General features: G+C 58.1%; 13 protein-coding genes. 3 read left to right on the top strand and 10 right to left on the bottom strand.

The genetic code is table 11. The features are described 5' to 3' along the window. Positions 1-50: 50 nt before the first annotated feature. Complete coding sequence (gene pdxB / locus AC4OVU_RS15390) at positions 51-1,187, bottom strand: 4-phosphoerythronate dehydrogenase PdxB (protein WP_017692991.1); 1,137 nt, start codon at positions 1,185-1,187, stop codon at positions 51-53. Positions 1,188-1,298: 111 nt separating this feature from the next. On the opposite strand from pdxB, the gene flk reads away from it, so the two are divergent. Further along, positions 1,299-2,303 carry a flagella biosynthesis regulator Flk gene (flk, locus tag AC4OVU_RS15395; protein WP_048219721.1) on the top strand — a complete coding sequence of 335 codons (1,005 nt, stop codon included), beginning with the start codon at positions 1,299-1,301 and terminating at the stop codon, positions 2,301-2,303. Positions 2,304-2,388: 85 nt separating this feature from the next. Here the strand turns inward: flk and AC4OVU_RS15400 are convergent, their stop codons facing one another. Both AC4OVU_RS15400 and fabB read right to left on the bottom strand, forming a co-directional pair. Beyond that, positions 2,389-3,567 (bottom strand): MFS transporter, encoded by a 1,179-nt coding sequence (locus AC4OVU_RS15400; protein WP_017692989.1) that lies wholly within the window; start codon positions 3,565-3,567, stop codon positions 2,389-2,391. A 67-nt stretch (positions 3,568-3,634) separates the two neighbouring features. Beyond that, on the bottom strand, positions 3,635-4,852 hold the full coding sequence (fabB, locus tag AC4OVU_RS15405; RefSeq protein WP_017383449.1) for a beta-ketoacyl-ACP synthase I: 1,218 nt from the start codon (positions 4,850-4,852) through the stop codon (positions 3,635-3,637). A 158-nt stretch (positions 4,853-5,010) separates the two neighbouring features. On the opposite strand from fabB, the gene mnmC reads away from it, so the two are divergent. Further along, on the top strand, positions 5,011-7,008 hold the full coding sequence (gene mnmC / locus AC4OVU_RS15410; RefSeq protein ID WP_110292330.1) for a bifunctional tRNA (5-methylaminomethyl-2-thiouridine)(34)-methyltransferase MnmC2/FAD-dependent 5-carboxymethylaminomethyl-2-thiouridine(34) oxidoreductase MnmC1: 1,998 nt from the start codon (positions 5,011-5,013) through the stop codon (positions 7,006-7,008). Between the two features lie 58 nt (positions 7,009-7,066). Here the strand turns inward: mnmC and AC4OVU_RS15415 are convergent, their stop codons facing one another. Genes AC4OVU_RS15415 through prmB form a run of 6 tightly spaced genes read right to left on the bottom strand, consistent with a single transcriptional unit; the run spans position 7,067 to position 11,618 of the window. Continuing rightward, positions 7,067-7,345: a YfcL family protein gene (locus AC4OVU_RS15415; RefSeq protein WP_017383451.1), complete on the bottom strand. Its 279-nt coding sequence runs from the start codon at positions 7,343-7,345 to the stop codon at positions 7,067-7,069. Between the two features lie 13 nt (positions 7,346-7,358). Continuing rightward, positions 7,359-7,904, bottom strand: a complete 546-nt coding sequence (locus AC4OVU_RS15420) for an elongation factor P hydroxylase (protein WP_110292329.1) — start codon at positions 7,902-7,904, stop codon at positions 7,359-7,361. Continuing rightward, positions 7,904-8,713: a sulfite exporter TauE/SafE family protein gene (locus AC4OVU_RS15425; protein WP_003861386.1), complete on the bottom strand. Its 810-nt coding sequence runs from the start codon at positions 8,711-8,713 to the stop codon at positions 7,904-7,906. Before AC4OVU_RS15425 ends, AC4OVU_RS15420 begins: the two co-directional genes overlap by 1 nt. Then, on the bottom strand, positions 8,713-9,537 hold the full coding sequence (mepA, locus tag AC4OVU_RS15430; RefSeq protein WP_110292328.1) for a penicillin-insensitive murein endopeptidase: 825 nt from the start codon (positions 9,535-9,537) through the stop codon (positions 8,713-8,715). The genes AC4OVU_RS15425 and mepA overlap by 1 nt, the downstream gene beginning before the upstream one ends. A 2-nt stretch (positions 9,538-9,539) precedes the next feature. Beyond that, positions 9,540-10,625 (bottom strand): chorismate synthase, encoded by a 1,086-nt coding sequence (aroC, locus tag AC4OVU_RS15435; protein WP_110292327.1) that lies wholly within the window; start codon positions 10,623-10,625, stop codon positions 9,540-9,542. A gap of 60 nt (positions 10,626-10,685) precedes the next feature. Further along, a complete protein-coding gene (gene prmB / locus AC4OVU_RS15440; RefSeq protein WP_003861381.1) occupies positions 10,686-11,618 on the bottom strand; it encodes a 50S ribosomal protein L3 N(5)-glutamine methyltransferase in 933 nt (310 codons plus the stop codon). A gap of 145 nt (positions 11,619-11,763) precedes the next feature. On the opposite strand from prmB, the gene smrB reads away from it, so the two are divergent. Continuing rightward, entirely contained in the window at positions 11,764-12,315 is a 552-nt protein-coding gene (smrB, locus tag AC4OVU_RS15445) for an endonuclease SmrB (RefSeq protein ID WP_015572246.1), read from the top strand. 46 nt (positions 12,316-12,361) lie between these two features. On the opposite strand, the gene sixA is transcribed toward smrB, so the two are convergent. Then, on the bottom strand, positions 12,362-12,847 hold the full coding sequence (sixA, locus tag AC4OVU_RS15450; protein WP_003861375.1) for a phosphohistidine phosphatase SixA: 486 nt from the start codon (positions 12,845-12,847) through the stop codon (positions 12,362-12,364). Positions 12,848-12,891 lie beyond the last annotated feature (44 nt).

The following is a 12,891-nucleotide window of genomic DNA, read 5'->3' on the forward strand; positions in this document are numbered from 1 at the left end:
AATATAAAGCGTCCCTGCCGGAGCATCCGACAGGGAGCATTAAGAAGACATTAACGTGCCGGGTGGTGAACGGCGTTAAATCCCAGTTTATGCAGCAGCCCCGCCGCTGACGCGTCATCGCACATGACATACAGGGAAGACCACTCGCGGCGCTCAAGGTAATTTTTGCGCAGCTTGTCAAACTCACCCGGAATACCCGCCACTTTACGCAGCAGCGCGTCATCGCGGCGCACATCATACACCAAATGCACCAGTCTTTTCAGCGTTGCCTCATCCAGCGGGCCATGAAGGGTAATGCGGCCAAATTCCGGGGCGGGCAGCAGCGTATCCAGCGCCACCTGCTGCGGATGGCCGATAAAGGCGCTGTAAGCCTCAAACACCTGGGTTGTGCCACGCGCTTTGCCTTCAAGGGTATAACCCGCGATATGCGCGGTACCCACGTCCACCTTATTCAGCAAGGCGACGTTGAGATCCGGCTCTGGTTCCCAGACGTCCAGCACGACGCTAAGCTCTTGTCCTTCGTCGAGACATGCCAGCAGCGCCGCGTTATCCACCACCGGTCCCCGGCAGGCATTTATCAGAATAGTGCCAGCCTTCAGACGGCGGATCAGCTTTTCGTCGGCCAGGTGCAGAGTCTTGTACGGCCCCTCTTTAAAGAGCGGCGTATGGAAGGTGATGACGTCGCACTCGTCGACCAGCTCATCCAGCGTGCGGAAGTCGCCTTCATCGCCGTTATCCTTACGCGGCGGATCGCACAGCAGGGTGCGGATACCCCAGGCTTCCAGACGCTTTTGCAGACGTCCGCCCACGTTGCCCACCCCCACAATCCCGACGGTACGGTCTTTCAGCGCAAAACCATCGCGCTCGGCCAGCATCAATAGCGAGGAGAAAACATATTCCACGACGGCAATGGCGTTACAGCCTGGCGCCGCGGAAAAACCAATCCCCGCCTGCTTAAGCCACTGGTCATCCACATGATCGGTCCCGGCCGTTGCCGTCCCGACAAATTTTACCCCTTTGCCGGTGAGCAGCGCCTCATTTACTTTGGTCACCGAGCGCACCATCAGGGCGTCTGCATCGTCCAGTTCGCTGACCGGAATCGGGCGACCAGGGACAGCCTTAACCTCACCCAGGCGGCTGAACAGCTCACGGGCGTAAGGCATATTTTCATCAACGAGGATTTTCACGTCTGAGTACCTGTTTGAGAGGAAGTAAACCTGCCAAGTGTGCCATAATCTCGCCGCCGGGCATATATCTCCGCCCGGTTACGCAGAGTTTGACTTTAAGGATTTTTGACGATGCAGCCCATTTCAGGTACGCCTCCGCGCCCTCCGGGTGAAGGCCCCGTAACGCCCAACACGCCAGGCGAACAACCGCTCTCCACGCAGCAACGCACCGTACTGGAGCGTCTGATCACGCGTCTTATTGCGTTAACCTCACAGCAAAACGCAGAGGTATGGGCCGGCGTTAAGCACGATTTGGGCGTAAGAAACGATGCGCCGCTACAGTCGCGCCATTTCCCTGCCGCCGAACAAAACCTTAACCAGCGTCTTACCAGCGCACAGCAGCAACATACTACCCGCCAGATTATCTCGCAGCTGACCGAGCTATTAGGCCAGGGGAATAATCGCCAGGCGGTGAGTGATTTTATCCGTCAACAGTACGGTCATACCGCCCTGAGCCAGCTTTCGCAAGAACAGCTGAAAACCGTGTTGACCCTGCTGCAAAGCAATCAGCTTTCTATCCCGCAGCCGCAACAGCGCCCGTCTACAGAGCGGCCATTGCAGCCTGCGGAGCATAATACGCTCAAGCAGATGGTCACTAAGCTGGCTGCCGCTACCGGCGAACCCACAAAGCTTATCTGGCAATCCATGCTGGAACTTTCCGGTGTGAAAGCGGGCGAGATGATCCCGGCAAAACAGTTTACCCATCTGGTCACCTGGCTCCAGGCGCGTCAGACGCTCAGCACCCAGAGCGCCCCGACCCTGCACAGCGTACAGGCGGCGCTGAAACAACCGCTGGAACCGCACGAGTTCGATATGATTCGGGATTACGCTCAGCAGAGCTGGCAGGCTACGCCGCAAACGGTGCTGACCACCGCGCAGGTGCAGGATGTGCTCAATCAGATCTTCGTTCGCCGCGCCGAGCGGGAAGGCGGCGTGCCGGAGGTAAGAAACATTCAGCCGATCTACAACCCGCTGTTTGCCCCCGTAGTTGATACGTTCAAAACGCTTTCTGCCCGTCCGGGATTGATGTTTATCGCGTTGGTGATTGCGCTGGCGATTTTCTGGCTGGTTGCTTAAAACTGCCGGGTGGCGGCTTCGCCTTACCCGGCCTACGGTTCGCGCGGTTGTAGGCCCGGTAAGCGAAGCGCCACCGGGCAAAAAACTACGACCTGCGAAACGCCACCAGCGTCACCACAATCCCCACCACCGCTGACACCGCACCGGCCAGGAAGACGGACGGGTAGCCAAACGAGGTGGCTAACACCCCGGCCAGCGGCCCGGTGATGCCGTAAGAAATATCCTGAAACGCCGCATAGCCGCCCAGCGCCGTGCCGCGCACCTGCGGAGCCACGCGCTTCACCACTTCAACGCCCAGCGCCGGGAAGATCAGCGAGCAGCCGCAGCCGGTTAACGCCGCACCCAGCAGCGCAACGGATGCAGAGGGCGCCTGCCAGAGCAGTACCAGACCCACGGTCTCAATGACAAGTGACGCCACGGCCACCTTCACGCCGCCAAAGCGATCCGGCATCCAGCCAAACAGCACGCGCATCAATACAAACGCGCCGCCAAAGGCCGTCAGCGTAAAGCCCGCCATCGCCCAGCCGCGGCTCATGAAATAGAGGGAGACAAAGGTACCAATAACCGCGAAGCCCACCCCCTGAAGCGCCAGCCCAAGCCCCGGCTGCCAGATTTGCCCCACCACGCTCCACAGCGAAGGACGCTCGCCTTTATGGGCGGGCACCTTACGCACCGAACCGTTAAACGCCCACGCCAGCAGCGGCAATACCATGGTGGTGCCTGCCAGCGCCGCAAAACCAAACTGGCTGTGGATCAGCAGCCCCAGCGGTGCGCCTGCCGCCAGCGCGCCGTAAATCGCCATCCCGTTCCAGGACATCACTTTTCCGGAACGCGCAGGCCCCACCAGCCCCATTCCCCAGGTAAGGGTGCCGGTCAGCAGCTGGCTTTCGCCAAAGCCGAGGATCAGACGCCCTGCCACCAGCAGCGCGAATTTATACGCTGCATCTATCGGCAACAGCGCCGCCAGCAGCCAGGCTCCCCCCGCCAGCCCGCAGGCAAACATGCCCTGCAACGCCGAGCGTTTTGCGCCGTGCTGATCCGCCAGGCGACCGGCGTAGCCCCGGGTTAATACCGTCGCTAAAAACTGAATGCCCACCGCAATACCGACCATGGTGTTGCCATAGCCCAGCTCCTGGTGAACGAACAAGGGGATCACCGGCAGCGGCAGGCCAACGGTCATATAGGTCAGAAACACCGCAAAGGCGATGCGGAAAAGGGAAAGGTTCCCGGAAGGAGCGCTCTTCTCAGGGGTAACAGCCTTCATGCATAACTCCGTGTTCAGGCATAAAAAAGGGAGCCGCGCGGCTCCCTTCTACTATACCTTCAAACGCTTACGCTTTCAGCTTACGCATCACCAGCGTGGCGTTGGTGCCGCCGAAACCGAAGCTGTTGGACATAACGGTCGTCAGCTCACGTTCGGTGGTTTCGGTCACGATGTTCAGGCCAGCCGCCTGCTCGTCCATCTCTTCGATGTTGATGCTTGGCGCGATAAAGCCGTTTTCCAGCATCAGCAGAGAGTAGATCGCTTCCTGCACGCCCGCCGCTCCCAGAGAGTGACCGGTCATGGCTTTGGTTGCAGAGATAGCCGGGCTATTGTCGCCGAACACTTCACGGATCGCACCCAGCTCTTTCACGTCGCCTACCGGCGTTGAGGTGCCGTGGGAGTTCAGGTAGTCGATTGGAGTATCAACACCGTGCATCGCCATCTTCATGCAGCGCACCGCGCCTTCACCGGATGGAGCAACCATGTCAGCGCCGTCAGACGTTGCGCCGTAGCCCACGATCTCAGCATAGATGTGCGCGCCACGCGCCAGCGCGTGTTCCAGCTCTTCAACCACAACCATACCGCCGCCGCCAGCGATAACAAAACCGTCGCGGTGTGCGTCATAAGTACGGGACGCTTTGTCTGGCGTTTCGTTGTATTTGGTGGACAGTGCGCCCATTGCGTCAAACTCACAGGCCATTTCCCAGCCCAGCTCTTCGCCGCCGCCAGCAAATACGATGTCCTGTTTGCCCAGCTGGATCTGCTCAACCGCATTACCGATACAGTGTGCGGAGGTCGCACATGCGGAGCTGATGGAGTAGTTCACACCGTGGATTTTGAACGGCGTTGCCAGGCACGCGGAAACCGCTGAACCCATGGCTTTGGTCACAACATATGGACCGACCGCTTTCAGGCCGCGCGGGCTGCGCATGGCGTCAGCACCGAACACCTGAGCTTTAGAGGAACCGCCGGAGCCTGCAATCAGGCCCACGCGTGGGTTGTTCTGGTAAGCGTCTTCGCTCAGACCAGAATCCTTGATCGCTTCCTGCATGGAAAGATAGGCGTAGATAGAGGCATCGTTCATGAAACGAACCACTTTACGGTCAATTAAACCGGTGGTGTCCAGTTTAACGTTACCCCATACGTGGCTACGCATTCCAGAATCTTTAAACTCTTCAGAGAAAGTGATCCCGGAGCGTCCTTCACGCAGAGATGCCAGGACTTCCTGCTGGTTATTACCGATGCTGGAAACGATGCCCAGGCCAGTAATCACTGCACGTTTCATTCAATACCTCTGTAAGTCGCACTATAAAAAGTTTCGAGTCGCACAATAGCGTACACTTGTACGCCGAACAAGTCCGATCAGCCATTTTCTGTGGAAATTTGCACCGATGGGCTCACATCGCTAAGATCGTGCCACTGCCTGTCGGACGAGTAACTTACGTGAAACAAAACGCCATACAACCTGCCAACCTCGAATTCAACACTGAGGGTACACCTGTTTCCCGAGATTTTGATGACGTCTACTTTTCTAATGATAACGGACTGGAAGAGACGCGCTATGTCTTCCTCGAAGGAAATCATCTCAGCACCCGCTTCCCTGAGCATCCGCGCAGCCTGTTTGTCGTAGCGGAGAGCGGTTTCGGCACCGGGCTGAATTTTCTGACCCTCTGGCAGGCGTTCGACCAGTTTCGCGCTGCACACCCCGAGGCTACCTTACAAAGATTACATTTCATCAGTTTCGAAAAATTTCCGCTTACCGCGCACGATCTGCGGCTTGCCCATCAGCGCTGGCCGGAGCTTACCCACTGGGCGGAACAGCTTCAGGCCCAGTGGCCTCCGGCTATCGGTGGCTGTCATCGTCTGATTCTGGACGACGGACGCGTCACGCTCGACCTGTGGCTTGGCGACATTAATGACCTGACCGATAAGCTTGATGACTCAATGAATCAGAAGGTGGACGCCTGGTTCCTGGACGGTTTTGCGCCCGCCAAAAACCCGGACATGTGGAGCCCGCACCTGTTCAGCGCCATGGCACGTCTGGCGCGCCCGGGCGCGACGCTTGCTACCTTCACCTCGGCGGGATTTGTTCGCCGTGGGTTGCAGGAGGCGGGGTTTACCATGCGGAAAACCAAAGGCTTTGGCCGCAAACGCGACATGCTGGTCGGGGTGATGGAACAGGATCTGGCGATCCCGGCGCAGGCCCCCTGGTTTGCCCGTCGCGCCAGCACCTCGCGTGAGGTCGCCATTGTGGGCGGGGGTATCGCCAGCGCCCTGCTCTCGCTGGCGCTGCTGCACCGTGGCTGGCAGGTGACGCTCTACTGCGCTGACGAGGCGCCGGCGACGGGCGCATCAGGCAACCGTCAGGGCGCGCTTTATCCCTTATTAAGTTCACACGATCCGGCACTGTTCCAGTTCTTCCCGGCGGCGTTTACGTTTGCTCGCCGCCTTTACGATAGCCTGCCGGTTGCGTTCGACCACAACTGGTGCGGCGTGACGCAGCTCGGCTGGGACGAGAAGAGCCAGCTGAAAATCACACAAATGCTGTCGCTGGGTCTGCCGGAGGCCATCGCCCATGCAGTGACGGCACAGCAGGTTGCCGAGACCGCTGGCGTCGACACCGGCTGCGGGGGTATTCAGTATCCACTCGGCGGCTGGCTGTGTCCGGCTGAACTGACTTCTGCGGCGATAGCCCTCGGGCAGTCGTGTGGGTTGACAGTGCATTATGCCCATAAGGTTCAATCGCTAAGCCGCACTGCGCACTGGAAACTGCGTTTCGCTGACGGCAAAGAGGCCCAGCATGCCAGCGTTGTGCTGGCCAACGGGCATCATATCAGCAAGTTTACCCAGACAGCATCATTGCCGGTTTATCCGGTCGGCGGCCAGGTGAGCCATATTCCTGCCGCCCCCCAACTGAGCAAACTGCGTCAGGTGCTGTGTTACGACGGCTACCTGACGCCGCAAAATCCGTCCAACGGCCATCACTGCATCGGTGCCAGCTACCATCGCGGTGAAACAGATATGCAGTACAGCGAAGCGGATCAGCAGCAAAACCGCCAGCGCCTGCTCGACTGTTTCCCGGATGCGTCGTGGGCAAAAGAGGTGAATGTCGGTGAGGGTCAGGCGCGCTGCGGCGTACGCTGCGCGACCCGCGATCACCTGCCGATGGCGGGAAACGTGCCGGACTATGACGCCACGCTTGAAGTCTATCAGGATCTTGCTGACAACAAAGAAACGGCGGTAAGCGCGCCCGTTCATCCCGAGCTGTTTATGCTGGGTGGCTTAGGCTCGCGGGGATTGTGCTCCGCGCCGCTGCTGGCTGAAGCGTTAGCCGCGCAAATGAGCGACGAGCCGGTTCCGCTGGACAGGGTTACGCTCGCGGGGCTGAATCCAAACCGACTGTGGGTGCGGAAATTGCTGAAGGGGAAAATGGTCAAGTAGGGTGCGGTCTGGTGCCCTCACCCCGGCCCTCTCCCTGTGGGAGAGGGCGGTGATACACTTACTTCGCTTTCGCCTGCTGGAACAAATTGTCCCACATGCCCAGCACTAAAGACTGGTCGCGCGGAGAGAGTTCCCCGGCCAGAATGGCTTTTTCCAGGCTGCGAGTGACTTCCGCGTGAACGGCGTCGGCAGAGTGATCGTCCCCGGCTTCCAGCGCGGCTACCGCCAGCGTCAGGTGACCACGCAGATAACCGCTGGCGAACAGCTCATCATCACTGGCGTGTTCCACCATGTCATCAATTAACGCCAGAATGCGTGATTCAAATTCTGCGATCATCTTCTTTCCTCTGTTAAAGATCTTCCGGCCAAGGGAAGCATTCCGCCGTGATCTCCGGCGTGTGGTAATAATTCTGTAAAGCCTCGATCAGGCGTGCCGGACGTGCAGGGATGCCTTTCTCAAGATTTTCCATCACCTGCGCATGAACGCGGCGCTGGAAGACGATACGGTCTGGCTCGAAGTCACCTTCGAGGTTGTCACAACTTACGTTGAACGGGAAACCCGCCGCTACGCAGAACAGCCATTCGAGCGCCTGAGGTTTCACCTCCACATCTTCGAACTGCCCCTGGGTGGCGGCGTCGCGCCCGTCCGGGCAGTACCAGTAACCAAAGTCCACCAGCTCGCGACGCGCTTTCCCGGCGATACACCAGTGTGAAATTTCGTGCAAACCGCTGGCGTAAAATCCGTGGGCAAAGATGATGCGGTTATACGGAACCTCGTCATCAGCAGGAAGATAGATCGGTTCGTCGTTCCCTTTAATCAGACGGGTATTAAAATCATCAGCAAAACAGCTATCGAAGATCTCAATCAGCTGTTCGTAGTTATGCGTACTGTTCATTAGTTCATCCCCAACCAGGTGAGGATCTCCTGTCCATGGCTGTCATAAAGAAGTTTGGCGCTCATCACCGCCGAGACGACAACAATCATCGGGCGGATCAGCTTTTGTCCTTTGCTTAATACCAGACGCGAGCCTGCGCGCGCGCCCAAAAACTGCCCTGCCATCATCACAAACCCGGTTGCCCAGATAACCTTGCCGCCAATGATAAATAGCAGCAGACCGCCAACGTTGGAGGTCGCGTTGAGGACTTTGGCGTGGGCGGTGGATTTGGCGAGGTTGAATCCGGCCAGCGTCACGAATGCCAGCGCATAAAACGAACCTGCCCCCGGGCCAAAGAAGCCATCGTAAAAACCGACGCAGCCACCGGCAATCAGCGCAAACGGCAGGCCGTGAAGACGACGCTGTCGATCTTCTTCCCCGAGCTTTGGCATCAGCAGGAAATAGAGGCCGATACAAATAACCAGCAGCGGCAGGATCTGGCGCAGAATGTCGGACTGTACGTGCTGGACCAGCAGCGCACCCGCCGTTGAGCCAATAAACGTCATCAGGATATTGAGCTTCTGATCGGCGAGATTCACCACTTTGCGCCGGATGAAATAGAGCGACGAGGAGAGCGAACCGCCGCATGCCTGGAGTTTGTTGGTGGCAAGCGCCTGGGCAGGGCTCATGCCTGCCGCCAGCAGCGCCGGAACGGTGAGCAACCCGCCGCCGCCCGCCAGGGCATCGATAAATCCGGCTAACATCGCAACAAAAAAGAGCACCGCCAGCAGCAGCGGTGACACCATGAACAGATCGACGAAATTATCCATTAAAGTACATGCTCATCCAGTAGCGCCTGGCAGGAAGGCGGCAACGGAGGCGGTGTCTTCTTCTCAGGCTTAGAGGTTCCAGGCTTGGCTGGTTCAAACCAGCTTTGCAGTTCGTAACCACAACCATCGCCAGGCGGTGGCAGCGGCTGATCTTCACATTCCAGGCTGTTCGCCGGACAGCGCAGGCGAACATGCATATGCGCCCGGTGCTGGAACCACGGGCGCACTTTACGCAACCAGTCGCGATCCGTTCCCGCATCCAGGCAAAGCTGCTGCTTAATGGCCGGATTAACAAAGATCCGCGTGACGTCGTTATCCTCTGCCGCCAGCTTAATCATGCTGGAAATTTCCGGCGACCATCGCGAGGCGACGACCCGTTTACCGTCGGCCGAGACCAGATCCAGCGCCTGCGGTTTCAGCAGCTGCGCTGAGCTCCAGCGCGTTTTCGGCAATTGCAGGAAGATATCCACATCCAGTCCGGTCTGGTGGCTGGCGTGACCGCCGTTGAAGCGACCACCGGCAGGCATCCCCATATCGCCAATCAGCATCGTCCCCAGCCCCAGGTTATGCACCTGGTTGCCAAGACGCTGAATAAACAGCAGCAGGTCAGGATGGCCGAAATAACGGCGCTGGTCGGTGCGCATCACCTGATAGGTATCCGATTGCAGCGGAAGTTCCTGCGCGCCGACGATACACCCGTTGGAGAAAGCGCCAATGGACTGCGCGCTCCCCGCTACCGGGTGGGTGATTTTCTGCCACGGCGTAGCGGCCAGGCTTGCTCCACTGGCCAGCAGCGCCAGCAGAGCGATTGCGGTTTTTTTCATAGTTACCAGCGTGGAATGGTGGTCGTCACATCCGCATTCTGCGCGCGCTGGCGCAGGAAGTGATCCATCAGCACGATCGCCAGCATCGCTTCTGCGATCGGCACCGCGCGGATCCCCACGCACGGATCGTGACGCCCTTTGGTGATCATCTCAACTTCATCGCCAGCGCGGTTAATCGTGTGGCCCGGGACGGTAATGCTGGACGTTGGCTTCAGCGCAATATTGGCAATAATTTGCTGCCCGCTGCTGATGCCACCCAGAATGCCGCCCGCATGGTTGCTCTGGAAACCCGCCTTCGTGATTTCGTCGCGGTTCTGGCTGCCGCGAAGCTTGACCACGTCAAAACCATCGCCGATTTCGACGCCTTTCACCGCGTTGATGCTCATCAGCGCGTGGGCGATGTCGGCGTCAAGGCGGTCAAATACCGGCTCGCCCCAGCCAGCCGGCACGCCGTCGGCCACCACGGTGACTTTCGCACCAATGGAGTCGCCCTCTTTTTTCAGGCCACGCATCAGCTCATCCAGCGCGTCCAGCTTGTCGGCATCGGCGCAGAAGAACGGGTTGAGCTCTACCTGATCCCAGTCTTTGATTGCCAGCGGAATGTCGCCCATCTGGGACAGACAGCCGCGGATAACGATGCCGAATTTCTGCTGGAGATATTTTTTGGCAATTGCCCCTGCCGCCACGCGCATCGCGGTTTCACGCGCGGAAGAACGTCCGCCGCCGCGATAGTCGCGAAAGCCATATTTTTGTTCGTAGGTATAGTCGGCGTGACCAGGACGGAAAAAGTCCTTAATCGCGCCGTAGTCCTGAGAACGCTGATCGGTGTTTTCAATCAGCAGACCAATGCTGGTTCCTGTGGTACGGCCTTCAAATACGCCGGAGAGAATTTTGACCTGGTCCGGCTCGCGACGCTGCGTGGTGTAGCGAGAGGTACCCGGACGACGACGGTCAAGGTCATGCTGTAAATCGGCTTCGGTCAGTTCGATGCCTGGCGGGACGCCATCAACGATACAACCCAGTGCCAGACCGTGCGACTCGCCAAAGGTGGTCACACGGAATACCTGTCCAATACTGTTTCCTGCCATCACGGCTCCGATGTTGTTGTTTGTGTTTGAGCGTTGTGAAACGGGCCGAAGCCCGCTGGATTAATCTTTGTAAATGCTGAAGTATTCGCGTGCATCAAGCAGTTGCGCCTTGGTCAGCATAAAGACGCCGTCACCGCCGTTGTCGAACTCAAGCCAGGTGAACGGCACATCCGGGTACTGCTCTATCAGATGTACCATGCTGTTGCCTACTTCACAAATCAGAACGCCGTCGTCGGTCAGATAATCCGGCGCGCAGGCCAGGATGCGGCGGGTCAGCTTCAGCCCGTCAGAACCTGACGCCAGGCCCAGCTCCGGCTCGTGACGATACTCGTTCGGCAGGTCGGACATATCTTCTGCATCCACGTACGGCGGATTTGTGACGATCAGGTCGTATTGCAGCGTCGGCAGGTCGCGGAACAGGTCAGAGCGGATAGGCGTGACGTGATGAATCAGCCCGTGCTCTTCAATGTTGTGTTCGGTGACGGCCAGCGCGTCGGTGGAGATATCGACGGCGTCCACTTCCGCTTCCGGGAAGGCGTACGCGCAGGCAATGGCGATGCAGCCGCTGCCGGTGCACATATCAAGAATGTGCTGCGGCTGATGGTTAATCAGGCCGTCAAAATGGTTGTTGATCAGCTCGCCAATCGGCGAACGCGGCACCAGCACGCGCTCATCAACGTAGAATTCGTGGCCGCAGAACCAGGCTTTGTTGGTCAGGTAAGCCACCGGAATGCGCTCGTTTACGCGACGGATCACGCGCTCAACGATGCGGTGTTTTTCACTGGAGGTCAGGCGCGCGGTGCGCATGTCTTCCGGAATATCCAGCGGCAGGTAGAGAGACGGCAGCACCAGCTGCACGGCCTCATCCCACGGATTGTCGGTACCGTGTCCGTACCAGATATTGGCGGCGCTGAAGCGGCTAACCGACCAGCGCAACATGTCCTGTATGGTATGCAGCTCGTTTACTGCTTCATCGACAAAAATTTTATCCACTCTTTCCTCCAGGGCATGCTCGCATAATTTTCGGCGGCTAGTTTGCCATGAAGACGGCGATAAATCAGCAATGACGCGTACCGCTTGAGGTTAAAAAATGCGTTTAGTCGGGTACACTATCGGAAATACGAGATGAGAATGACGAATGAAAAAGAAAACATCGCTCAGTGAGGAGGATCAGGCTCTATTCCGCCAGCTGATGACCGGGACGCGTCAAATCACGCACGACACCATTGTCCATCGCCCGCAGCGTAAAAAAGTCAGCGAGGTACCGGTCAAACGGTTGCTCCAGGAGCAGGCCGATAACAGCCACTATTTTTCAGATGAGTTTCAGCCGCTGCTAAATACGCAGGGTGCGGTGAAATACGTGCGCGAAGACGTCAGCCATTTTGAACTGAAAAAATTACGCCGGGGAGATTACTCGCCGGAGCTGTTCCTCGATCTGCATGGGTTGACCCAGATGCAGGCGAAACAGGAGCTGGGGGCGTTGATCGCGGCATGTCGTCGCGAGCATGTTTTTTGCGCCTGCGTGATGCACGGCCACGGCAAACATATTCTTAAGCAACAGACACCGCTGTGGCTGGCTCAGCATCCACACGTGATGGCTTTTCATCAGGCGCCAAAAGAGTACGGCGGAGATGCCGCATTGCTGGTATTGATTGAGGTGGAGGAGTGGCAGCCGCCAGAATTGCCCTGACAGGATGGCGGGAGGCACGCTGCACCCCGCCATATCGCACGTCACGTCAGATGGCTTTTGCCATCTTCAGGTTGCACGGACTCATTTGCCAGTTAAAGACCCCTTTGCCGGTTTCGTCGAGGGTGACGTTGGCAATGGCGGACGTTGTGAACATCGGTGGCGTTTCGCCCGGGCACAGCTCAGATACCAGATAGCCGACCAGCGGCAGGTGGGAAATGACCAGTGCGGAAGCGACACCTTCATTGCACAGCGCCTGAAGGTAAGCACTGACAAGGCCAACATCGCCACACGGCGTGAGTTCAGGGAGAACATCCACACTGGATGGCAGGTTCATACACTCCCCTACCACATCCAGCGTCTGTTCTGCCCGCAGGAACGGACTCACCAGAACGCGTTCAATGTCCACTTTTTGACCTTTAAGCCATGTCGCCATCTGACGGGATTCGTCGCAGCCACAGACGGTTAAAGGACGTACTGAGTCACTGGCGGCATCGAGTGCCGCGTCGCCGTGACGCATGATAAAAACTTGCATATTGCACCGCTTTTGTTAACCAGAATCACCGGCGTTAACTACCC

Source organism: Enterobacter sp. 6722112 (genome assembly GCF_058661685.1).

Excerpts from the sequence above, each read along its gene's own strand:
- AC4OVU_RS15400 (WP_017692989.1), bottom strand. The coding sequence starts at position 3,567 with ATGAAGGCTGTTACCCCTGAGAAGAGCGCTCCTTCCGGGAACCTTTCC.
- flk (WP_048219721.1), top strand. The coding sequence starts at position 1,299 with ATGCAGCCCATTTCAGGTACGCCTCCGCGCCCTCCGGGTGAAGGCCCC.
- fabB (WP_017383449.1), bottom strand. The coding sequence starts at position 4,852 with ATGAAACGTGCAGTGATTACTGGCCTGGGCATCGTTTCCAGCATCGGT.
- mepA (WP_110292328.1), bottom strand. The coding sequence starts at position 9,537 with ATGAAAAAAACCGCAATCGCTCTGCTGGCGCTGCTGGCCAGTGGAGCA.
- smrB (WP_015572246.1), top strand. The coding sequence starts at position 11,764 with ATGAAAAAGAAAACATCGCTCAGTGAGGAGGATCAGGCTCTATTCCGC.
- AC4OVU_RS15425 (WP_003861386.1), bottom strand. The coding sequence starts at position 8,713 with ATGGATAATTTCGTCGATCTGTTCATGGTGTCACCGCTGCTGCTGGCG.
- AC4OVU_RS15415 (WP_017383451.1), bottom strand. The coding sequence starts at position 7,345 with ATGATCGCAGAATTTGAATCACGCATTCTGGCGTTAATTGATGACATG.
- sixA (WP_003861375.1), bottom strand. The coding sequence starts at position 12,847 with ATGCAAGTTTTTATCATGCGTCACGGCGACGCGGCACTCGATGCCGCC.
- AC4OVU_RS15420 (WP_110292329.1), bottom strand. The coding sequence starts at position 7,904 with ATGAACAGTACGCATAACTACGAACAGCTGATTGAGATCTTCGATAGC.
- aroC (WP_110292327.1), bottom strand. The coding sequence starts at position 10,625 with ATGGCAGGAAACAGTATTGGACAGGTATTCCGTGTGACCACCTTTGGC.